General features: G+C 73.4%; 16 protein-coding genes and 1 pseudogene. 10 read left to right on the top strand and 7 right to left on the bottom strand.

What is annotated here, in order from left to right; all coding sequences use genetic code 11:
• Positions 1-154: 154 nt before the first annotated feature.
• Together ACFVGY_RS12080 and ACFVGY_RS12075 are read right to left on the bottom strand one after the other, a co-directional pair.
• Entirely contained in the window at positions 155-1057 is a 903-nt protein-coding gene (locus tag ACFVGY_RS12080) for an aldo/keto reductase (protein WP_385674851.1), read from the bottom strand.
• Positions 1054-2106, bottom strand: coding sequence for a reductase (locus ACFVGY_RS12075; protein WP_385674848.1), 1053 nt, complete (start codon positions 2104-2106; stop codon positions 1054-1056). The genes ACFVGY_RS12080 and ACFVGY_RS12075 overlap by 4 nt, the downstream gene beginning before the upstream one ends.
• Before the next feature lie 70 nt (positions 2107-2176).
• Here ACFVGY_RS12075 and ACFVGY_RS12070 point away from each other — a divergent pair, with 70 nt between their 5' ends.
• Entirely contained in the window at positions 2177-3079 is a 903-nt protein-coding gene (locus ACFVGY_RS12070; RefSeq protein WP_385674845.1) for a LysR family transcriptional regulator, read from the top strand.
• Positions 3080-3265: 186 nt separating this feature from the next.
• Positions 3266-4156: an arginase family protein gene (locus tag ACFVGY_RS12065; RefSeq protein WP_385674842.1), complete on the top strand. Its 891-nt coding sequence runs from the start codon at positions 3266-3268 to the stop codon at positions 4154-4156.
• 72 nt (positions 4157-4228) lie between these two features.
• Here ACFVGY_RS12065 and ACFVGY_RS12060 read toward each other — a convergent pair whose 3' ends face one another.
• The 3 genes from ACFVGY_RS12060 to ACFVGY_RS12050 form a co-directional block, all read right to left on the bottom strand.
• Positions 4229-4795, bottom strand: coding sequence for a hypothetical protein (locus ACFVGY_RS12060; RefSeq protein WP_385674839.1), 567 nt, complete (start codon positions 4793-4795; stop codon positions 4229-4231).
• Between the two features lie 182 nt (positions 4796-4977).
• Complete coding sequence (locus ACFVGY_RS12055; protein ID WP_385674930.1) at positions 4978-6891, bottom strand: DUF6777 domain-containing protein; 1914 nt, start codon at positions 6889-6891, stop codon at positions 4978-4980.
• A 1308-nt stretch (positions 6892-8199) separates the two neighbouring features.
• The gene (locus tag ACFVGY_RS12050; RefSeq protein WP_385674836.1) at positions 8200-9420 is read right to left on the bottom strand and encodes a cytochrome P450; all 1221 of its coding nucleotides are present in this window, start codon (positions 9418-9420) and stop codon (positions 8200-8202) included.
• A 191-nt stretch (positions 9421-9611) separates the two neighbouring features.
• Here ACFVGY_RS12050 and ACFVGY_RS12045 point away from each other — a divergent pair, with 191 nt between their 5' ends.
• A complete protein-coding gene (locus ACFVGY_RS12045) occupies positions 9612-11057 on the top strand; it encodes a DUF6493 family protein (RefSeq protein WP_385674833.1) in 1446 nt (481 codons plus the stop codon).
• A 27-nt stretch (positions 11058-11084) separates the two neighbouring features.
• Here ACFVGY_RS12045 and ACFVGY_RS12040 read toward each other — a convergent pair.
• Positions 11085-11600 (bottom strand): annotated as a pseudogene (locus ACFVGY_RS12040) (WG repeat-containing protein); the annotation flags it as partial.
• Positions 11601-11849: 249 nt separating this feature from the next.
• Here ACFVGY_RS12040 and ACFVGY_RS12035 point away from each other — a divergent pair.
• The 3 genes from ACFVGY_RS12035 to ACFVGY_RS12025 all read left to right on the top strand — a co-directional run bounded on the left by ACFVGY_RS12035 (position 11850) and on the right by ACFVGY_RS12025 (position 14899).
• Positions 11850-12764: an ion transporter gene (locus ACFVGY_RS12035; protein ID WP_385674831.1), complete on the top strand. Its 915-nt coding sequence runs from the start codon at positions 11850-11852 to the stop codon at positions 12762-12764.
• 162 nt (positions 12765-12926) lie between these two features.
• Positions 12927-13601 (top strand): DUF4232 domain-containing protein, encoded by a 675-nt coding sequence (locus ACFVGY_RS12030; protein ID WP_385674828.1) that lies wholly within the window; start codon positions 12927-12929, stop codon positions 13599-13601.
• Positions 13602-13771: 170 nt separating this feature from the next.
• Positions 13772-14899 (top strand): PP2C family protein-serine/threonine phosphatase, encoded by a 1128-nt coding sequence (locus ACFVGY_RS12025; protein WP_385674825.1) that lies wholly within the window; start codon positions 13772-13774, stop codon positions 14897-14899.
• 40 nt (positions 14900-14939) lie between these two features.
• Here ACFVGY_RS12025 and ACFVGY_RS12020 read toward each other — a convergent pair whose 3' ends face one another.
• On the bottom strand, positions 14940-15857 hold the full coding sequence (locus tag ACFVGY_RS12020) for an Imm49 family immunity protein (protein ID WP_385674822.1): 918 nt from the start codon (positions 15855-15857) through the stop codon (positions 14940-14942).
• A gap of 219 nt (positions 15858-16076) precedes the next feature.
• Here ACFVGY_RS12020 and ACFVGY_RS12015 point away from each other — a divergent pair, with 219 nt between their 5' ends.
• The 4 genes from ACFVGY_RS12015 to ACFVGY_RS12000 all read left to right on the top strand — a co-directional run bounded on the left by ACFVGY_RS12015 (position 16077) and on the right by ACFVGY_RS12000 (position 21484).
• Positions 16077-17267 carry an alpha/beta hydrolase family protein gene (locus ACFVGY_RS12015; protein ID WP_385674927.1) on the top strand — a complete coding sequence of 397 codons (1191 nt, stop codon included), beginning with the start codon at positions 16077-16079 and terminating at the stop codon, positions 17265-17267.
• A gap of 143 nt (positions 17268-17410) precedes the next feature.
• Positions 17411-18238, top strand: a complete 828-nt coding sequence (locus tag ACFVGY_RS12010; RefSeq protein ID WP_385674819.1) for a DUF4389 domain-containing protein — start codon at positions 17411-17413, stop codon at positions 18236-18238.
• 509 nt (positions 18239-18747) lie between these two features.
• Positions 18748-20394, top strand: coding sequence for a D-alanyl-D-alanine carboxypeptidase/D-alanyl-D-alanine-endopeptidase (dacB, locus tag ACFVGY_RS12005; protein WP_385674816.1), 1647 nt, complete (start codon positions 18748-18750; stop codon positions 20392-20394).
• Between the two features lie 43 nt (positions 20395-20437).
• A complete protein-coding gene (locus tag ACFVGY_RS12000; protein ID WP_385674813.1) occupies positions 20438-21484 on the top strand; it encodes an alpha/beta hydrolase in 1047 nt (348 codons plus the stop codon).
• Positions 21485-21638: the final 154 nt, after the last annotated feature.

Here is a 21638-nt window from a genome sequence, read left to right as displayed (position 1 = left end):
ACCCGTGGCGCGCGGAGGACTGGAGCGGCGCGCTGCCGGGCACCGGCGTGTTCCCGGTCCCGGGAATCAGAGGAAGAAGTAGAAACTGCCCATGCGCCCACCGTATCCGACGGCCCCGGACCGCAGCCTCTCCTTTTCCTCCCCCTCCCCCTCCCTACGCCCCGGTCTTCCGGGCTTCCGCGGCGGCATCCAGGCGCGCGAGCTGGGCGGGGGTCAGCACCAGACCGGCCGCGGACGCCGAGTCCCGGGCCGTGCGCGGGCGGGAGGCACCGGGGATCGGGATCACCACGGGTGCCCGGGACAGCAGCCAGGCCAGGCACACCCGCTGGGGGCTGACCCCGTGTTCGGCCGCGACCTCGTGGAACGGCGTCCCGGAGGAGGTCGGCCCCGACGGGCCGTCCAGTGCGCTCCGCGAGATCCCGCCCAGGGGGCTCCACGGCAGGAAGGCGATGCCGAGTTCGGCGCAGCGGCGCAGCTGGGGCTCGCTGTCGCGGACGGCGGGTGAGTACTGGTTCTGTACAGAGACCAGCAGGTCGCCCAGGACGAGCCGGGCCTCGTCGAGCTGCTCGACGGTGACGTTGGAGATCCCCGCCGCGCGGATCTTTCCCTGTTCGGCGAGTTCGAGGAGGACGCCGACGGATTCCGCCCAGGGCACGTTCGGATCGGGCTTGTGCAGCTGGTACAGCCCGATCGTCTCCACGCCGAGCCGTTGCAGCGAGGCCTCGCAGGCGCGCCGGAGGTGTGCGGGCCGGGCGTCCACGGTCCACGAGCCGTCGCCGGGCCGGCCGCGGCCCCCCTTGGTGGCCACCAGGACGGCATCGCGGTCAGGGCCGCGCTCGGCCAGCGCCTGCGCGATGAGTTGCTCGTTGTGTCCGGTCTCGTCGGCGTGCCAGTGGTACGAGTCGGCCGTGTCGAGGAGGGTGACGCCGGCGTCCAGCGCGGCGTGCAGGGTGGCGAGGGCCTGTCGCCGGTCGGGGCGGCCCTCCACGGACAGCGGCATGGCGCCGAGTCCGACCGCCGACACCCGGGCCCCGCCGATGAAGCGTTCGGCCGTCACCGCGCACCCCCGTCGCGGACCGCGGACGTGCTCGCTGCGAGGGCTTCGTCGACCGCCTGCGGCATCCAGTCCGTCACGCGGCCGAAGACGAAGCCCAGCCCCGTCGCCCGCCCGTTGTCCATCGGATAGTGGCGGTCGTACGAGAACGGTGAGGCGGCTGCCCCGCCCCCGACGAGCGTGTAGCGCGGCGGCCTGCCGGCCCGTTCGCCCACCAGGTCGGCGAGCTCGGTCACGGTCAGCGTGCCGTGCGAGCAGGCGTTGACCGGTCCGGTGAACGGCGCCCCGGCCGTCCAGTGCAGGAACTCCGCGATTTCCCGGTGGTGGATGAAGGTGGTGGGGTACGCCCGCCGGTGGGCCACGACCGGCTCTCCGGCAGAGATCCGGTCGGTGTAGTGCGCCAACCGTCGGGTGAAGTCGGCCCGGCCGCCGCCCAGGACGTGGGCGGTGCGCACGACGGCGGTCGGGCAGACCGGCTCGGTCAGGAGCACGCTCTCGGCCTGCCGCTTGCCCTCCGCGTACGCCGTCGCCGCGTCGGCGCCCTCCGGGACGCCGGGGGCGGGCCGGCCGACCGCGTCGTACCGGTCCTCGGTGACGGGGAGCAGGACGCCGGGGCCGGGGCGGAGGCCGGGGGTGGGGCTGGGGCCGGGGCCGGGGCGGAGGCCGGGGGTGGGGCTGGGGTTGGGGCTGGGGTTGAGGCTCGGGCTGGAGTTGGGGTCGGCGGGTGCCCGGGTCCGGGTCCCCGGGTCGTACACCTCGACCGTCGAAGTCATGACGTAGCGGCCGGTCCGGCCGGCGAACACCCGGCGGGCGACCGCTGCCTGCTCGGGCGTGTAGCACACCTGGTCGAGGACGACATCGAAGGTCCGCGACCCCAGCACCGCGCGCAGCTGCCGCTCGTCGCCGCGGTCGGCGACCAGCTGGGTCACCCCGTGCGGTGCGGGCACCGAACCCCGGTTGACCACCGTCACGTGCGAGCCCGCCCCGCGCAGCAGTTCCACCAGGTCCCTGCCGAAGTACCGGCTCCCGCCGATCACACATACGTTTCGCATGCCTCGACTCTGCCGCTGTACGGTCCCCAGCAGAACTGGTCATCTACTGAACACGCATAAAGGAAAACTGATGATCGATGTGCAGCGGCTGCGGGTCCTGCGGGCGGTCGCCGAACACGGCAGCTTCAACCGGGCCGCGGCCGCGCTCCTCCTCACGCCCTCGGCCGTCTCCCAGCACATCGCCGTGTTGGAGCGCTCGCTCGGTCGGCCCGTCGCGATCCGCAGCACCCGCGGGGTGACCTTGACCGAGGCCGGGCGACTGCTGGCGGAGGCCGCCGAGACCATCTCGGCAGAACTCGACCACGTACGCCGGCAGATCGACCGGCTGAGCAGCGCCCGGCCGCGGCTGACCGTCGCCACCTTCACCAGCGGCGGCCGCTACCTGCTGCCCGAGGCGCTGGCCCGGTTCGTGGCCGCTCACCCGGACGTGGAGCTGACCGTGCGTGAGAGCGAGCCCGAGGGGGCCTTGCCGATGCTCCGGAGCGGCGAGGCCGACCTGGCGCTCACCTACCACTTCGACGGGCCGCTCCCCGTCCCGCCGTCCGAACGGCCGGGCATCGACTGGACCCCGCTGATGGACGATCCGCTCTCGGTCGTCCTGCCGCGCGGCCACCGCCTGTCCGGCCGCGCCGCCGTCGACCTCGGGGAACTGGCCGCGGACCGGTGGGTGCTGGGCTGCCTGAAGACCGAGGCGTACCTGCGCCGCCATGCGCAGCGGGCCGGCTTCGACCTCCAGGTGGCCGCCTCCACCACGGACTACTTCTTCGCCCAGACCCTGGTCGCGGCCGGGGTGGGGGTGTCACTGGTCCCGAAGGTCTCACTGAGCCCGGCGCCGGGGCTCACCGTGGTCGACGTCGAACCCCCGCGTCCGGCCCGGCACATCGGTGTGGCCACACCACTCCGCCGCCGGCCCGCGCCGCACGCCGCCGCCTTCGCAGAGGCCCTGGCCGCAGCCGCCGCCCGGGTCGGGTAGCCGACGGCGCCGCACGGCGTGCGCGGCCGACCCGCCGCGACCTGCCACGGGGGGGTGCAGTGCCGTCGATGCCGCATGTCTGACGCGTCCGGGCGCGGGTCGTGCCCCACCATGGGCGCGTGGCGGCGGTGTCCGGGCGGACGGCGCGGCCGGCTCGGGTGATGGCGTCGACGGAGGGACCGGGGCGTGCGGGAGTTGGCGGTCATCGAGGCGCCGTCCGTGCTCGGCCTGCGGCCGTCCGGTGTCGAGGACCTACCGGCGGCTCTGATCGGCGCCGGGCTGCTGGACCACCCCGGGGCGCTGCGCGCCGGGCGGGTCGAGGCCCCGGCCTACGACCCGAGGCGGGATCCGGAGACCGGGGTCCTCAACCCTGCGGGCATCGCCCGGTACTCCGTCGCGCTCGCCGACGCGGTCGGCCGGGCCCTCGACGCCGGGCGGTTCCCGGTGGTCCTCGGCGGCGACTGCAGCATCCTCCTCGGCAACCTCCTGGCCCTGCGCCGCCGCGGCCAGCACGGGCTGCTGTTCCTCGACGGCCACACCGACTTCTACCAGCCGTCGGCAGAGCCGACCGGCGAGGCCGCCTCCATGGAGCTGGCCCTGGCCACCGGCCGCGGCCCCCGGCTGCTCACCGACCTCGAAGGGCGCGGTCCGCTCCTGCGCGACGAGGACGTCGTGGCGTTCGGCTTCCGTGACGCCGCCGAATCGGCCGGGGCCGGAATGCAGCCGCTGCCGGACGCGCTGTACGCGATCGACCTGGACGGTGTGCGTGCCGTCGGAGCCGCCGCGGCAGCCCGCCGGGCGCTCTACCGGCTCACGCGCGGCAGCGCCGCCGGGTACTGGATCCACCTCGACGCCGATGTCCTGGACGACGCGGTCATGCCCGCCGTCGACTACCGGCTGCCGGGGGGACTGGCCTGGGCGGAGCTGGAGGCCGTGCTGCGGGTGGCCCTGGCGGACGAGCGGGCGGTCGGGCTCGACGTCACCATCTTCAACCCCCGCCTCGACCCCGACGGCAGCATCGCGGCCCGCCTCGTCGCATGCCTGCACCGGGGGCTGTCGGCGCGACCCGACCGCTGAAACCGTGAATCCCGCCCGATCTGAGCGATCGGACGGGATTCCTTTACGGGCCCGGGGGCCGCGCCGCTGCGGCTACTTCCCGGTGGGGCCACCGGACTTCGGTGCGGGGGCCTGCCCGGGCGCGGGGGCGGGCGCGGGGTTCGTGTCCGTCGGCTTGGTGTCCGTGGGCTTCGGGTCCGTGGGCTTCGGGTCCGTGGGCTTCGGGTCCGTGGGCTTCGGGTCCGTGGGCTTCGGGTCCGTGGGCTTGGGGTCCGTCGGCTTCGGGTCCGTGGGCTTGGGGTCCGTGGGCTTCGGGTCCGTCGGCTTCGGGTCCGTGGGCTTCGGGTCCGTCGGCTTCGGGTCCGTCGGCTTGAACTCGCAGTACACCTTGCCGCTCACGAACTTGCAGCCGGGCATGTTCTTGATGTCGCGAGCCCTGTCGCCCTTCTTGCCCTTCTTCTTATTGCCCTTGTAGTCCTTGTTCTTGCCCTTCGAGTCGCCGTGCACCGATTTGCCCGCCACAGCGGTCGTAGTGGTACTGGCGTGCGACGTGGCCAGGGCGGCGGCGTGGGCACTCGAGGAGAACAGGGCTCCTCCGGCGGCCAGCGCGGTCGACAGGCCGAGCATCGCGATTCGCTGCTTGCGGGACGTGCGGGTCATGACGGTCTCCTTCGTGAAGGGTTGTGATGGATGGGGCCGCCCCTCCTCTTCGGGGGGCCTGTGTGGTGCCGGCTCGGGGGCTTTCCTCGTTTCCGTGAACCGGTATCTCCAGTAGGCCCTGGTCTTCGATCGAGGTCATGTCCCCGCTTTTCGTGTCTTGACAAACAGCGATGCACCCAGGATCATCCGGCCTGCTCCACATTTCCCGGCTCGCTGACCGGGTTCTGACCCGGGTCGTCCCCTGATCCCCGGCCTGGTTCCCTTTCGGAGCTCTCCGAATTCCGCCCCGACGACCCGCTCGAACTCCCCTCCGGGGCCTTCCCCGCCCCCGAACCCGTCCCCGAACCCGTCCCCGAGTCCGCCCCGGTACCGTTTCCAGGGGCCTGTCCAGGGACTTTCTCAGGCTGGTCTCCCGGGTTACGCCCCTCGGAGCTTCCCGGCACCTGATCCGGGTCCTGGTGCGACCCCTTGCCCGACGTTCCAGGGTTCCGGCCGGAGCTTTCGCCCTGGTTCGGCTTCTGACTCGGAGCCGTTCCAGGTACGGTTCCCGGTCCCTTCTCCGTGCTCTTCCCGGGGGGCGCCCCAGGGCCCTCCCCCGGGTTCTGACCCGGAGTGGTTCCAGGGACCTGGTCCGGCGCCTCCCCGGGGTCTGCGGGATTCCGACCCTCGCTTCCCTCAGGATTCCGGTCTGGAACCTTCCCCGAGCCCTTGCCCGGGTCCTGCCCCGAGCCCTGCCCCGGGTCGTTCGCCTTGGGGACCTTCTCGGTCACCTCTCCCGGAGGCGGCACCGGAGCATTGCCGGAGTCCTGATCCGGCTCCTTGTCGGGGTTGCCGGGATTCCGGCCCGGCTTCTCGCCGCCCTTCCCGGGCTGGTCCGTCGCAGGCTCCGCCTCAGGGGCCCGACCGGGGTCCTTCCCGGCGTCCTTCCCGGGGTCCTTCCTGGGGTCCTTTCCGGGGTCCGTCGCCCCGGGCTTCCCCGCCGGAGCCCTTTCCGGCTCCGGGTCCGAACCCTTTCCAGAGCGCCCGGAATTCCTGCCGGCCTCGTCACTCTGGTTCTCGTCCGAGCCCTTCCCCTTCCCCTTCCCCTTCCCCTTCTCCTTCTCCTTTCCTTCTCCCTTCTTCTTCTCCGCATTCGAGTCCGGCGCCTTCTCGGGCTTGCCTTCTGCGTTCCGTTGAGACACATTCCCGGGAGCCTTACCCGGGGGTTCACCGGATTCCGCGCGCGGATTGCGGACCGGATCCTTTCCGGGAACGCCGGACTGCTGGCTTCGGCCGGCACCCGGGGGTACGCCCTCGGGTGCTTCCTGGTCGTGCCGCTCGTCCGTGGCCGCGTCAGGGGGGTTCTCCACGGGCCCCGGATCGAGCGGGGGCAGGACCGGGTACGGCGAGTCGGGCGTCTGGCCCTGTGGGGGTGGGACCTCGTGGTCATCCTTTTCCCGCTTGACGCCGCTCGGCCGCTCGTACCATTCCTTGCGGCTCTGATCGAACACGGTGACGGTCTTCACCGGGTTCCGGGCGGGCTCGACCGCCACGAGGTCGGCAGACCGGAACGAGGACCACTCCGCGCCGCTGTACGTCTGCCCGCCCTTGACGGCGACCGGCGGGGCCAGCGGGTTGCCACAGGCGCAGCGGACACGGGGTACACCGCGGTCGTCGACCAGGACCGAAGTGCCGGCCTGCAGGACCGCCTGATAGCTGGTGGGCGCGCCGTTGCGGTAACCGTGGTTGGTGACCCGGGTGTCCCAGCCCAACCGGACAGGGGTCAGGGACCGCAGGTACGACGGGACGTCGGACTGCCGGACGTTCAAGGGAGCGGCGAACGCCTTCCCCTTGGCCGGGTGGTGCGTGAGGAACCCGATCTGCTTCTCGACGTCGCAGCTCGCGACGTTCCGCGTACCCCCGTACAGGCCGGGGTGGGCACCGCTGACCTGGACGGTGCGCGTACGGCGCGTGGCGGCCGTGGACGTGCCGGGGGTGACGGTCGGCACTCCGAGGGGCTCGGCAGCCGTGACCGTCGACGGGGTGAACGGATCGGGGCCGGCTCCCGCGGCTGACTGGAGGAAGACCTCGCCGCCGACCGCCTCGTTGCCGCCCATGACGCTGAAGGCGAGGACCGCCGTTGCCGTCATGGCCACCGCGGTCCCGACGCTCAGCAAGGTCCTGCGGGACCGCCACCCGCGCCGGGGCGCGCCCCGGCGCCCCTCCGGCGCCCCTGGATCACCACCGCCGGACGGCGGACCCGGCGGTGGCGGCGGAGGAGGCCCGGGCGGCGGGGGCCGCTCGTTCGACGGCCGACTGGACAGCGGACCGGACGGCGGGCCGGTGGGGCGTCGCCGCGACGGGGGAGGTACGGAGGTCACTGTGCTCTCCCCCCGGCGTAGGACTTCGGAAGGAAGGTGGTGATCAGCATGTGCTCGCTCCTTGTCGCCGTTACGGCCTCCGCGGGTGGACGGGGTAGGACCCACGTCTCCTCCGTGAACCCATGTCCCGAGTAAGCCCCTGGCTGCGGGGCGCGTCATGTTCCGACTTCTCGGGACTTGACAGGCGACCGCCGTCCGGCCGGAGTTGTGAGCACGCGCAGCAGGCGGCGCTGGAGGAGGGGGCCCCGGCACGGCCCACGCCATGCGAGTGCGTCCGAGGCCAGGCAACGCCGTTGGGCCGTCAAGCCGCGAGATTCCGTGCCATGACGCACTGGGCCTGCCCGGGGCGCAATGGAGGCCCACAGGCGGGTCGGGTAAGGCCCCCACGATGCCCGCCGCACCCCTCGACCGAGGAGACCCGCATGATCACCAGGACCCGACGCCTCACCATCCTGTCGGCTGCCGTAGCAGGCGCCCTGTACCGATGCGTCCTGGTCGTGGGTGCCGACAGGGTTGACCGACCGTGGGGCACCGGGACGAGGCGTGTGCGATGGCTGTGGGCGGGAGCGGTTGTCGGCCTGGGGCTGGCGGCGGTGATCCTCGCTGTTCACACGTTCCACGCGGAACCCGGATTCGCACCTCGTGGAGAGGTGTTCTTGGAGCCGGCGTCCAGTACGGGGCCGGATCCGTTCACGACCTCGACCGGGGATTCTCAGGCCGCTGGTGCGGGGGCCGAGTGGGCGGGTGTGTCCGTGGCGGCCGTTTCTGCAGTGGGCGGGCTGATGAGCGGAGTCGTCGCGGTGGTCACTGCCCGGCGTAGTAGGTCGCTGGCCCTGGCTGGGCCGACCGAGCTTCCGCACCAGTCATCGCCTGCCTCGTCGGACGCGCCCGCAGCTTCCGGCTCGCCCTCGAGTGCGTCGTGCCAGCGCGAGCTGTACTCGCCGCGCGTGTGTCAGCACAGGTGGCGCCGGTCCTTCCACCACCCTGAGCGCCCGCACTGACGCACCCGGGTACGCGCCACCTGCTCCGCTTGCGACGGGTTCCCTAGCCGCCGGGGGTGAACGTCACCGGCAGGCTCGCGGGGCCGCGCAGGCCGCCGGGGCGCCAGCGGATCTCGTCCGGCGCCACGGCGAGGGCGAGCCCGGGGAGCCGGCGCAGGACGGCGCCGATCGCGATCTGCCCTTCCAGCCGGGCCAGCGGCGCGCCCAGGCAGTAGTGCACGCCGTGCCCGAACGCGAGGTGGGCGTTGTCGTGCCGGGTGATGTCCAGGCGGTCGGGGTCGGGGAACCGCGCCGGGTCCCGGTCGGCGATGGCCGAGGCGATCAGCACGGTCGCACCGCGCGGGACGACCACGCCCGCGATCTCGACGTCCTCGCGGGCGAACCGGGCGATGCCGGGGCTCACCGGGCCGTCGTAGCGGAGCAACTCCTCGATCGCGCCCGGCAGCAGCTCCGGGTCGGAACGTAGCAGGTCGAACTGGTCGCGGTGGGCGAGCAGCACGGCGATGCCGCCGCCGATCAGGTTGACGGTGGTGATGTAGCCGGCGGCCAGGAGCAGGAACACCATGGCGATGAGCTCGTCCTCGGTGAGCTGCTGCTCCTCGTCGCGGGCGGCGATGAGGCCGCTGAGCAGGTCGTCCCCCGGGTGGGCGCGTTTGTCCCGGATGAGGCCGGTGACGTAGGCGCGCATGTGCTGCCATGCCTCGTTGACCACGGCGGGGTCCGGCGGTTCCGCACCCCGCATGAGCATGCGGTCGGTCCAGTGCTGAAACTCGTGGCGGTCGTCGACGGGTACGCCGAGCAGTTCGCTGATCACCGTGACCGGGAGCGGCAGCGCGAGGTCCGCGACGAGGTCGGCACGGCCGGCCGGCAGGACCGCGTCCAGCAACCGGTCGGTGATGGACCGGATCCGCGGCTCCATCCCGGCCACCCTGCGGGCGGTGAACGCCTTGGAGACGAGGCGGCGCAGGCGGGTGTGGTCGGGCGGGTCGCTACGGAGCATGTTGCTCAGCATCGAGTCGCGCTCCGTCTCGGGCAGCTGCTGCAGGAGCCGCTGGTCCGCGGCGTCGCGTACGTCGCTGCTGAGGCGGGAGTCGGACAGGGCGGCGAGCCCGTCCTCGTAGCGGGTGACGAGCCAGGCGTCCAGGCCGCCCGCGATGACGGCGCGCCGCACCGGGCCTTCTTCGCGCAGCTGCCGGTAGAGGGGGAACGGGTCGGCGCGGAAGGCCGGGTCGGCGTAGGGCAGGAGAATCGGCCGCTCGCTCATGTTGCCTCCCGGAGTACGTCGCCCGTCACCATCGAGAAGGAGGGTATATGCCCGAGTCTCCATGCATGCCAGCGGTCGTCCGTATTTATCCCATTTACACCCGGCTGGTCCGGATGTGGGGCATCAAGCTCGGCGTCCTCCTCTCACGGATCGGCCACGGCGATGTCAGTAGTGGCCCCTAGCCTTGCGGCATGATCTGGACCGCCGCTCAGGACACCCTCCCGCCTGCGCCGCCCGTGCGCCGGCTCGCTGCCCCGCCCGCCGGGATCGCCGAGACCATCGAGCTGACCATCACCCAGTTCGGCGCGCGCGAGCACAGTGTGGAGGCGTTCGAGCTGGCCCTCGACGGACTCGTACGGCAGGCACACCGCGACCGGATCGCCCTCACGACCGCCCTCGACAGCGCACTGGGGCACCGCTACCGCACGCAGAGCGAGGCTCGGGCGATCGCCGCGGAACACGTGGTGCCGGCCACGCTGCTGGGACGGATACCGGGGTACAGCCTCAAGCCCGGGACCGTGGTGCGGCGGCGAGGGCACGAAGAGTGCGCACAGGGCGGGCTGGAACTGGTGATGGCCGCGCGCGTGCGCGAGATCGGGTACGCGCTGCTGTCCCAGCGGCCCCTGCCCTTCCTGCTGGCCACGCCTACCTGGGAGACGGGCGCGCTGGCGCCGGCCGATCTGGTCGAACGGCTCGCGGAGTACGAGCGGTTGGGCGTCCGGCCCGGACCGGCCGACTTCGGGCAGGCGCTCCTGCGCGTACGCCGGGACGATCCGGACGCCCCGGCGGCCGCCGGGGCGGCGGCCCGGCTCGGCACCGCCGAAGGCGACCGGCTCGCGGCCTGGCTCGGCCCCGACGGTGAGCCGGGCACGCCGGTCCGTCGAATCGTCGAACCCGATCCGCGGGCGCACCGGTCCTGGGCGCGGGCGGAGGCCACCGTGCCGCAGGTCGTCTTCACGAGCGGTGGGCTCCCGGCCCTCCTGCGGCACTTCCCGGACGCCTTCCACTGGCTGGGCCGCCCGCACGAGGGATTCACCCAGTGCTACCACTGGCACCAAGGGCACCCCGTACGGGCGTCGGTGCTGCCCGAGGACCGGGAGACACAGGCCGCGTGGCTGCTGCCGTCCGTGACGCTGGCCGCGACGGTCGGCGCCCACGGCGACGCCTGGATGCTGCCGCACCTCGCCCGGCTGGGCGGCCCCGCGGGGCCCGCGCTGCACGCTGCCGTAGCGGCGGGTCTGGGCGCCCAGTACCCGGAGCGGCGGCGCCCTGCGGCGGAGGCCCTGCTGGTGCTCGCCGCCCGGGGCGAGCTCGACGCCCGGCTGCTCGGCAGCGAACTCGCCGCGATGGCGGCCCTCGGCACGGTCAAGCCCAACCGGCTCGCGGACGCGGCCCGTTCGGCCGCGGGGGCGGGCGCGTACGCCACGGTGTGGGCCGTCCTCGCCGAGGCGCTGCCGGGCCTCCTGCCCTCGGTGCGGGGCGCGGGCGAGCTGCTGGCCGTCGCCGCGGACTGCGCGGAACGCAGCGGGGCGGCGGGCCCGGTCCCGCCCGAGGTGGCTGTGATCGCGGCCCGCCGCGACTCCTACCGCCCGGCCAGGGAAGCCCGTCGGCTGGCCGCCGCCCTCACCGGCTCGTAGGTCGAAGGCGTTGAACAGGCTGAAGCACGGCTCGACGATCCACTCCCCCGTGGTGTCGATGAGTCCCCACTTCTCGCCCAGCAGTGCGGGCGCGGTCCCCTCCGCGGTGCACGGGCGGGCCCCGTCGAAGCGGGCGGCGATGACGAGGCGGCCCTCCCGGTCGACGTAGCCGCAGCGGCCGTCGGCCAGCCGGACGGCGCCGAGGCCGTTCGGCCCGAACAGCCCGGCCTGCCGGTAGCCTCCGCCGATCACGACGGCGCCCGTCGGGTCGGCGTACCCGACGCCGGTCTCCGTCCGTACGACGGCCAGCCCGTGCCGGAACGGTCCGGCTTCCCCGAAGCGGGCGGGCACGACCGGTTCCCCGGTGGTGTCGGCGTACCCCCACAGCAGGTCCACCGCGGCCCCCGCCGAGCCCACCGCCAGGTCCCCCGTCCCGTCCTCGACCACGAGCCGAACGCCGGGCCGCAGCAGGGAAGCCCACCGTACGGCGTCCTCGTCCGCCAGGTACCGCCGGGCGAGCTCGCGCAGCCCGGCCGCCTGCATGCCGTCGATCCGTTCGTCGTTCATGGACCGATCATGCAGCGGGGTCCGGCAGGCCGGACCCGCCGTCAGGCCGCGGGGGGGTGCGGGCCCGCGCCGGCGCGCCCATCCGCCAGCAGCCGGCTCCCGCAGCCGCTCCCGGCCGCCGGGCCGCCCCCTGGAGCAGGGGCCGGTCAATTCGGTGGGAGTTCCCCTTTAAGATCCACTCGGATTGATGAACCATCAGGCTCCACAAGGATGAGGACCTCCTCGATGCCACACCGGTCCGGCCCGTCACGCCGCGCCCTGGCCGCCCGCAGCCGGCGGGTCGTCGACTCGGCCGCCTTCACCACCACCGTGTTCTGCCTCATCGTCGGCAATGCCGCGCTCATGGGCATCGAGACCTACGACGGCGTCGTTCAGGACTGGCACGACGGTCTCGAACTCGCCGAGCACCTGTTCCTGGCCGCGTTCACGCTCGAGATCCTCGTGCGCGCCGCCGCGCACGCCGACCGGCCCCGGGACTTCTTCCGCGATCCGTGGAACGTCTTCGACCTGGTCGTGGTCGCGCTCGCCCTCGCGCCCTTCGCCCGTGAGAACGCCACGGTGCTCCGACTGCTGCGACTGGCGCGGGTGCTGCGCGCGGCCCGGTTCCTGCCGCAGGTCCGCATCGTCGTCGTCGCCATCGGCAAGAGCCTGCCGGGCACGCTGAGCTTCCTGCTCGTGGGCACTCTGCTGCTGTACGTGTACTCCATGGTCGGCTGGGTCTTCCTGGCCGACGACGACCCCGAGCACTTCGGCTCGCTCGGCCGCGCCGCTCTCACGCTCTCCCTGCTCATCACCCTCGACGGCCTCGGTGATGCGGTCCGGGCCGGGCTGGAGGTCTCCCGCTGGACCGTCCTCTACTTCGCCTCGTACGTCCTGCTCGGTTCGTTCGTCCTGGTCAACCTCCTCATCGGCGTGGTCATCAACTCCCTGGAGGAGGCCCGCCAGGTCGAGGCCGGCAGCGCCTCCGCGGCGGCCACCGCGGAGGATCGGCCCGCCGACGCCGACGAGATCCGCAGGCGCATCGGCGAGGCCCGCGCCGCACTCGACGCCCTGGAGCGCGGACTCCCGGCCCCGACCGGGGCGCCCGGCTCGACGAGCGGTGACGTCCGCACCGCCCCGGTGCCGGCCGGACGGGCCTGACGCACCGACCGACGGTGCGCCGCCCGGCCGGGGCCGGTAGGTCATGAAGGTGTTACGGGTGGAGCACAGCAGTGTGGCGGCGGGAACTCCGGGGCGGGGCGGTGTTGTGTCCCTGGGTGTACGGGCCGCGTGGGCCCGGTCGTGGGCCTCGGGAGGTTCCCCATGCAGTACGCAGCAGGTGTCCGGCAGACCGTGGCCGCGCTGGTGACGGCCGTGGCGACCACCGCCCTGGTGGCGGGCTGCACCCCGCCCGGGGAGGACGGTGCGCAGCCCGCCGCGCCTTCGCAGTCCGCCCAGTCACCGGCTCCGGGGGCGGCCACGGGCGGGACCGGCGGCAAGGAAGCGGCCACACCCGCCGCCTCGGGCTCCCCCACCGTTTCCGGCGGCGGGGCGAAGCCCTGCACCGTCAAGGAGGTCAAGGTCACGGAGGCCCGCCAGGCAGCCGTCCGGCCTCCGGGCACCGGGACCGGCGCCGCCGTCATCGCCGTCACCAACGCCTCGAAGAACAGCTGCACGCTCCAGGGCTTCCCCACGGTCGCCGGCGCGGGGAACGGGTCGCCCGACAAGAACGTGCCGCTCGCGACCACGCACAGCGGGTCGGCCACCAAGGTGTCCCTGGCCCCAGGTGCCCGGGCCTGGACCAAGCTCACCTTCGTCAACGTGCAGGGCGAGGCGGACGGCTCCTGCGTGTCCGGGGCGACCCCCGCCTCGTTCCCCACGCTCGTCGTCGGGGTACCGGGCGCGGGCGCGCACCAGATCGCCCTCGACGACGGCGTCTTCGCCCTGTGCGACGACAAGGCGACCGTCACCGCCTATTCGGCCACCAAGCCCTCCTGACGGCGCTGCCGCCCGGCGGGCGGGGCAACATGCCGCGTTCGGCGTAATGGACGGTTCGGCCCGCCTCCCTCCTCACGCTGTGACCGTCGGTCAGGCTCGTGTCAGGAGGCTCGTGTGCACAGGTCCCGTCGGTGGGCGGCGGCGACGCGGACGGCGCCCGGGGGCGGGCGGTGAGGCGCCGCCCGGACGGGCCCGCCACGGTCGCCGCGGACCAGGAGGGGTTCGAGTCACCCGCTCCGCCCACGTGGATGCGGTGGTTGCCGTTCGTCTACGTGGTGATCGTGCTCCTCCTGGAGATCACGATCGAGAAGGAGTGGGCGGTGAGCCTGTTCCTCGTCGCCCTGCCCGCGATCGCCGCGTACGCCTTCGGGCCCGTCGTGGTGGCGTCACTCACCGTGTTCGCGATCCTCCTGGAGGGCTTCCTCGCGGGCAGCGCCCACCACCTGTGGGAGACCCATCACGTCACGGCCGACATCGCCACCGCCGTCGTCGGCATCCTCGCGACGGCGCTCGCCGCCCACCGCACCCGCCAGGAACGCAGCCTCGTCCACGCCAACTCGGTCGCCGAGGCCCTGATGCGGGCCCTGCTGCGGCCCGTGCCGCACCAGGTCGGGCACGTGCTGGCGGCCAGCCTGTACCGGCCGAGCGAGGCGGGGACCATGGTGGGCGGCGATCTGTTCGACATCCGGGCCACCCCCGCCGGGGAACGCGCCATCATCGGCGACGTGCGCGGCAAGGGCCTCCAGGCGGTCCGCACGGTCGCGGCGATCCTCGGTAGTTTCCGGGAGGCCGCGTACGAGGACGCGGACCTGGCGGCGGTCGCGGCCCGGCTGGAGCGCCGGCTGGCCCGGGAAGCCGAGGAGATCCCCGATGAGGAACTCTTCGCCACGGCGGTGCTGGTCGAGTACGACGACGTGGGGCGCCGGGTCACGGTCACCAACCACGGGCACGTCGAGCCGGTGCTGATCTCGTGCGGCGAGGTGCGTCTGCTGGAGGGCTCGCCGGCGCTGCCGCTCGGCCTGGGCGGCCTGGCAGCGGCCGACGGGCCGGGGGTGTGGAGCCACCGGTTCACCCGGGGCGACGTACTGGTGCTGGTCACGGACGGGCTCGTCGAGGCCCGTGACCACAACGGCGACTTCTATCCCCTGCTGGACCGGCTCCACCACCGCTTCGCCGGCCGTCCGGCTCCCGGCCCCGCGGACGTCGCCAACTTCCTCAACACCGACCTCCCCCGGCACACCCGCAACCTCCACGACGACGTCGCCCTGCTCGCGATCGCCCCGCACGGCCAGATCTGACGCCGCGCCAGACGGTTGCTCAGCCGGTCCGCGAGCCCGACTACGGTGCCGCCGGGGAGCCCAGGAGGTCCGGTGGCAGGTAGCCGGACCCGATGCCCGGCTCCCACCCGTGGACCCGGACCGCGAGGGCGGCCAGGGCGAGGGGGCCGAGCGGCAGCAGGGTCCGGGGAGCGGGGTCGGGTCCCACGCCCTCCCGGTGCTCGACGAGCCGGGCCGCCAACGCCTCCCCGAAGGCGTCCCGGTCGTCGTCGAGGAGGACCCGCAGGAGGCGCTGGTCGGGCGTCAGGGGGCCGGCCGCGTCCAGCCGGAGGGCGTACTCGGCGCGCTCGGCGGCACCGGGCTTGCACAGGGGCACGGTCGGCCAGTCCCGGGGCAGGTGCCCGCTCGACGGGGTCAGGTAGCCGCAGAGCACGTCCATCGCGGCGAGGTCCGCCGGGGTGGAGGTCGAGGTCAGGGGCGAGTACGGCAGGCCGTCGTGGATCGCGGGCGCGTAGTCGTGGCGCAGCAGCAGGCCGATCACCCGCTGCCAGTCCCACGTCAGGCCGCTGACCAGGCATATCGCGAAGGTGTCGAACCAGGTCCGGGCCGTGGGAGCCACCACTCGGGGGGTGTAGGCGATGACGTCCCCGAAGGCGATGTCGTCGCTGGTGAGCTTCTCGCCGATGAGGGGGAAGTCGATCTCCTGGTCGCCGCCCGGGAAGCAGCCGAGGCTGAGCACCCCGAGGCCGCACTCGGCCGCGGTCCGCAGGGCCGTGCGTGCCGCCTCGTCGAGCACGGGGGTCTCCACGGTGCGGGCGGCGACGTGGTCGAGGAGTTCGTCGCGCATCTCCTCCAGCTTCTGCGGGGCCGGGTCGTCCCAGCGCATCCACTGCCAGCGGCTGCGGGTCCGTGGGCCGATGTCCTCCAGCGCCTCGGACAGGCGCTGCGTGTCGACCCGGTGGCGCGTCACTTCCTGCACCTGTGCCGTCCTCTCGTGATCCTTTTCGGCGGGCGCGCGGCACGCTACCAGCGCCAGCCGGGTCACCGCAGGTCCGCGTGGCTGTCGGCGCGAGCGGGCGGGGGCGGCACGTCGGCCCCTCCTCGCACAGAATTAGTTAGGTAAGGCTAACCTGACATACTGTACGGTGCGGTCATGAAGAAGATCATCCGCATGGTTGCCGCAACCGCGGCGGGCCTGGTGCTCGCGGGCGCGCCGGCTGCGGTCGCGGCACCCGCGGCGACCCAGGCCCCGCCGTCGTCAACGTCAACGTCAACGTCGCCGTCGCCGTCGCCGTCGCCGTCGCCGTCGCCGTCGGCGACGAACACCGGCCTGCTGGAACTTCCCCGACCCACCGGCCCGTTACCAGTAGGACGGGACACCCTGCACCTGGTCGACCGGGACCGGAAGGACCCGTGGGTCCCCACCGCCGACCGTGAGCTGATGCTGTCCCTCTACTACCCCGCGGTCGCCGGGACGGGCAGTCCCGCCGGCTACATGACCGTCGCCGAGGCGCAGGCGTTCCTCACCGACCGGGGCGAGCTCGGCCAGTACGCAACCGCCGAGCAGATCGCGGCGGTCAGGACCCGTGCACGCACCGGCGCCGTACCGCGCTGGGGGCACGGCACGTACCCGCTGGTCGTCCTCTCCCCCGGATTCACCCTGCCCCGGTCCTCACTGAGCACGCTCGCGGAGGACCTCGCGTCCCGCGGCTACGTGGTCGCCTCCGTGGACCACGCCTACGAGTCGGACGGCACCACCTTCCCGGGCAACCGGCTGCTCGGCTGCAAGGCCTGCGAGGCGGTCTTCCCCGACCGGTCGGTGGGCAAGGTGTCCGACGCCCGGGCCCGCGACGTGTCCTTCCTGCTGGACCGGCTCACGGGGGACCGTCCTGCCTGGCGGTACTCCCGGCTCATCGACGCCCGGCGGGTCGGCATGGCCGGCCACTCCATCGGCGGGGCATCGGCAGCGGCAGCCATGGCCGCCGATCCCCGCGTGGACGCCGGGGTGAACATGGACGGCACGTTCTTCCACCCGCTCCCCGCCACCGGGCTGGGCGGCCGCCCGTTCCTGCTGCTCGGCGGCGACCCGGCGCTGCTGCCGCCGGACCTCCAGGACAACAGCTGGGAGGAGGCCTGGCCCCGCATGGACGGCTGGAAGCGGTGGCTGACCGTCAGCGGCATGGGCCATCCCGGCTTCACGGACTGGCCCGTCCTCGGTGACCAGGCCGGATACCCGCACCCCGAGACCCCGTTGTCGGGAACCCGGGCGCAGCAGATCACCCGCGCCTACGTGGGCGACTTCTTCGACCGGCACCTGAAGGGGCTGCCGGCGCCACGGCTGGACGGTCCGACGGCCGCCGACCCGGAAGTCGTCTTCGAGCGCAGCTGAGCACACGGCCCGCCCGGAGCGGCAGATGCCTCCGGCCGGGCCAACTTGCCGTTCAGGTGCTTTGACGGGCGGGCGTACGCGGTACCCGTACCGCGGGGGGTGCTTCTTCCGCCCCCGCCCGCCGCCACCGTAAGCAGGCCGCCATGACCACAGGCTGGACCCCCCGCCCGCCCGCCGCCGCGTACGGTCCGGCAGGCGAACACCTGCCGGAGCTCGACGTGCCGGCACCGGGCCGTCAGCGGCGCTGGACCGTGCTGCTGCGATGGCTGCTGCTGATCCCGCAGATGATCGTGGTGGCCCTGCTCGGCATCGCGGCCTTCTTCGTCACGATCGTCGGCTGGTTCGCCGCGCTGGTCCAGGGGCGGCTGCCGCACGGCATCGCCGACTTCCTCGGCGACTACCTCGCGTACGCGACCCGGGTCACGGCCAGCGCCATGCTGCTGGTGGACCAGTACCCGCCGTTCGCGCTCGCCGCCCCCGGCTACCCGGTGCAGATCGAGCTGCGGCCCGGCGAGCTGAACCGGCTGGCCGTGTTGTTCCGCTTGATCCTTATGATCCCCGCCGCCATCGTGTCCTGGCTGCTCCAGTACGGCTGGGCAGCCATCTGCTGGGTGTTCTGGCTGATCACGCTCGTGCTGGGCCGGATGCCGCAGCCGATCTTCGAGGCCTCGGCGGCCGTACTCCGGTTCCGGATGCGGTTCCTGGCGTACGCGATGATGCTGACGTCGGCCTATCCCAAGCGGCTGTTCGGCGACCCGGAGCCCCGAGCCGCCGTCTCCGGCACCCGCCCGCTGGTGCTGGGCACCGGAGCCAAGGTCCTGGTCGTGGTCTTCCTCGTCCTCGGCCTCATCGTGGGCAGCTTCTCGTCCACGGGGCGCAGCGACAGGTACGACGACGAGTGGGGCTCGGCGGCGCCCACGGCGCCCCGGTTCGACTCCGGGACCGGGACCGGCGCCGGGACCGGGAACTGATCGACGCCCTGCGGAACCTGGCCGAGTCCCAGCTCTGAGCGGACGCGCGAAGCGCCGGGCTCTTTCAGTTCGGGGCTGGCCCCGGCCGCGTTCGGCATCGCCCCGATCGTGCCGCGGTTGCCCGCGCCGGGGCGTCTTGCGCCGGGTCAGCGGCCGAGGGTGTTCATCAGGATGATCGCCGCGACGTTCGCGAAGATGACCGCGACAACGGTGATGATCGTGGCCCAGGCCCGTTGGGACTCGTCCAGGTGCATGCCTCGCCTCCCGACCGGAAGCGCCCTCGCCCTTGCCTGCGGGGCGCCCGCGAGCGGACCGCCGGGTCCTTCCTTTCCGCCATGATGGCTCGGTTCCGCCGGGAGCACAGCTCGGGCGGGACCTCGTGGTACCGCTGACCGGGTGACGTGCGGGCCACTGCGGGCCGTGCCACGCTGTTCACAGGCCCGGGACCGCTGCCGCGGGTCGTGGGCCCGGACCCCGGCAGAAGGCAGCCGCGACGAACGGAGCGCGCCGTGGAGATACCGATCCGCGTCGCGGGACTGCGGCGCCGACTGGCCGCGGGGTGTGCGGCCCTGCTGCTGGTGGCGCTCGCCCCGGCCACGACTGCCGGCGCGACCCCGTCGCCGTCGCCGTCGCCGTCCTCCTCACCGTCGCCGTGGCCGCCTGGCGCAGGCGATCCGGGCCGGCTGGATCCACGCATCACGGAGATCATGCGCAAGCCGGAGTACCGCCACGCCCAGTGGGGCCTCCTGCAGACCGCACCGGATGACGGGCGGGTCCTGCACAGCATGTTCCCCGGGCAGTTCTTCATCCCGGGTTCCACCGCGAAGCTGTTCTCCGTCTCCGGCCCCTGGCAGACCCTCGGCCCGGACCACCGCTTCGTGACCCCCGTCTACGCGGTCGGCGAGCGGAACGGGGCCACGCTGACCGGCGACCTCGATCTCGTCGCCCAGGGCGACCTCACCATGGGCGGCCGGACGCGGCCCGACGGCACGGTCGCGTACACCGACCTCGACCACACCTACGCCAACGACTTCCCGGGCGCGACCCTCACGCCGGAGAACCCGCTCGCCGGGATCGACCGGCTCGCCCGGCAGGTCCGCGATGCCGGCATCACCCGGGTCGACGGCGACGTGATCGTCGACAGCCGCCTCTTCGCCCCCGACCCGGTCCTGGACCCCGTCCCCACACCGCTGATCATCAACGACAACCTCATCGACCTGCTGACCACGCCCGGGAGCGGGCCGGGAGCCGACGCCCGGCTGGACTGGCGGCCCAAGGTCGCCCCGTACCAGGTCACGTCCACGGTGAAGACGGTCGAGGCGGGAGGGCCGACGGACATCGCGGTGACGGCCACCGACGGCGGCACCCGGATCCGGCTGTCCGGCACGATCGCGGCGGACGCCGCGCCGCTGCTGCGCGTCTCCCCGATCGCGGACCCGGCCGCGTTCGGCCGGAGCGCGCTGATCGAAGCCCTGCGCCGGGCCGGGGTGCAGGTCACCGCCGACGCGACGGGTCCCAACCCGGTCGCCCGGCTGCCGCGCACGTACGAGGGCCGTCAGCGGGTGGCCGCGTACACCTCGCCGCCGTACGAGCAGTACGCCAAGCTGATCCTCAAGGTCAGCCACAACCTGGGCGCCAACCTGGGCATCTGCCTGATGGCCGTCACCACCGGCAGCCGACAGTGCGCCGACGGCTTCCCGGTGCTCGCCGACTTCCTGGACCGGGCGGGCGTCGACCGCGAGCAGGTCCAGCTCATGGACGGCCGTGGAGGCAACCCCGCCGACCGGGCCACCCCGCGGGCGCTGGTGCAGATGCTCGCGTACTGGCAGCGCACCCCGGACGCCCAGCGCTTCCGGGAGGCACTGCCCGTCCTCGGGGTCGACGGGCTGCTGGCCGACAACTGCCGGACCTGCCCGGCGCGCGGGAAGGTGTTCGCGAAAACCGGAGCGACCGTCGGAGGGGACTCCCTCAACGACCGCCTCTCCGTCGGCGCCATCACCATCGCCGGCTACCTCGACAAGGGCGACGGCCGCTTCGACACCTTCTACGCGGGCGTCAACGGCGCGTCCACGCCGACCACGGACATCGCCGGTGTGGAGGCCATCGCGAACGACCTGGCCCTGATCGCCGCCTACCTCCAGGAATCCGCCGACTGACCCACCGCCCCCGACTGCGGGGGCGGATGCTTGACTACGGTCCATGGACCGCGCTTCCCGGGACGCCCCTCCCCTCGATCCCGAACTCGGCGCCGCGCTCGCGGCCTTGGGCGCCGGGGCGAGGGAGCCGTTCACCCCGGAGAACCTCGCGGCACGGCAGCAGCGGGACGCCGCCGTCAGGCCCAGGCCGTCGGCCCGGGAACTCCGGGCCGACGGCCGCTTCGTGGTGGAGGAACTGCGGGGGCCGGGAGCCCCGGGCGGGCCGGACGTCACACTCGTGAGCGCACGGCCGGCCGGGACCGCCCGGGCGCTGCCGCTGCTGTACTACATGCACGGCGGCGGCATGATCACGGGCAATGCGTGGTCCGTGCTGCGGCAGTGGCTGCGCGAATGGGTCCTCGCCCTGGAGCTGGCCGTCGTCTCCGTCGAGTACCGGTTGGCACCGCAGACCCAGTACCCCGGGCCGGTTGAGGACTGCTACGCCGGACTCGTCTGGGTGGCCGAGCACGCGGCGGACCTGGGCATCGACGCGGACCGCATCGTCATCGGGGGCAAGAGCGCCGGCGGCGGCCTCGCGGCGGCACTGGCCCTGCTCACCCGTGACCGCGGCGGGCCGGCTCCGATCGGGCAGCTGCTCCTGTGCCCGATGCTCGACGACCGCAACGACACGTTCTCCAGCCACCAGATGGCCGGCGTCGACACCTGGGACCGGACGTCCAACACGACCGCCTGGCAGGCGCTGCTGGGCGAGCGGTACGGCGCCGCCGACCTGCCGCCCTACGCAGCTCCCGCCCGGGCCACGGACCTGTCCCGGCTGCCCCCGGCCTACATCGACGTCGGATCGGCCGAGACGTTCCGGGACGAGGACGTGGCCTACGCCAACGCGATCTGGCGGGCCGGAGGCCGGGCCGAACTCCACGTGTGGCCCGGCGCCTTCCACGGCTTCGACTCGCTCGCCCCCCGGGCCGCCCTCAGCCGGGACGCCCGCGACGCCCGCACCCGCTGGCTCCGGCGCACCCTCGATCAGCCGCCCGCGCCCGGCGCGAACAGCGGTGCACCAGCGCATGGTTGCACGGTCGACGAGGGCTGATGCCCCCCACGACGGCGCTCATACGATCAGCCTGTCCAGCGGCGCCCCCAGCCATGTCCTGTGCGGTAACGGTTTGTTGGGCGTGTCACGGAGGGCGGACACGCGGGGATTCGGATGACCCGGGCGGTGGGGGGACCACGCTCGCCGGCTGACG

The sequence above is a fragment of the Streptomyces sp. NPDC127106 genome (genome assembly GCF_042677605.1).
Taxonomy (GTDB): Bacteria; Actinomycetota; Actinomycetes; order Streptomycetales; family Streptomycetaceae; genus Streptomyces.
Note: the sequence above shows the minus strand (reverse complement) of the source record. Positions and strands in the feature narration are given on the sequence as shown.

What these genes read in the sequence shown, in the direction of transcription:
- ACFVGY_RS12075 (WP_385674848.1), bottom strand. Translation starts at nt 2,106, where the DNA reads ATGCGAAACGTATGTGTGATCGGCGGGAGCCGGTACTTCGGCAGGGAC.
- ACFVGY_RS12070 (WP_385674845.1), top strand. Translation starts at nt 2,177, where the DNA reads ATGATCGATGTGCAGCGGCTGCGGGTCCTGCGGGCGGTCGCCGAACAC.
- ACFVGY_RS12060 (WP_385674839.1), bottom strand. Translation starts at nt 4,795, where the DNA reads ATGACCCGCACGTCCCGCAAGCAGCGAATCGCGATGCTCGGCCTGTCG.
- ACFVGY_RS12055 (WP_385674930.1), bottom strand. Translation starts at nt 6,891, where the DNA reads ATGGGCGGCAACGAGGCGGTCGGCGGCGAGGTCTTCCTCCAGTCAGCC.
- ACFVGY_RS12050 (WP_385674836.1), bottom strand. Translation starts at nt 9,420, where the DNA reads ATGAGCGAGCGGCCGATTCTCCTGCCCTACGCCGACCCGGCCTTCCGC.
- ACFVGY_RS12045 (WP_385674833.1), top strand. Translation starts at nt 9,612, where the DNA reads ATGATCTGGACCGCCGCTCAGGACACCCTCCCGCCTGCGCCGCCCGTG.
- ACFVGY_RS12035 (WP_385674831.1), top strand. Translation starts at nt 11,850, where the DNA reads ATGCCACACCGGTCCGGCCCGTCACGCCGCGCCCTGGCCGCCCGCAGC.
- ACFVGY_RS12030 (WP_385674828.1), top strand. Translation starts at nt 12,927, where the DNA reads ATGCAGTACGCAGCAGGTGTCCGGCAGACCGTGGCCGCGCTGGTGACG.
- ACFVGY_RS12010 (WP_385674819.1), top strand. Translation starts at nt 17,411, where the DNA reads ATGACCACAGGCTGGACCCCCCGCCCGCCCGCCGCCGCGTACGGTCCG.
- ACFVGY_RS12000 (WP_385674813.1), top strand. Translation starts at nt 20,438, where the DNA reads ATGGACCGCGCTTCCCGGGACGCCCCTCCCCTCGATCCCGAACTCGGC.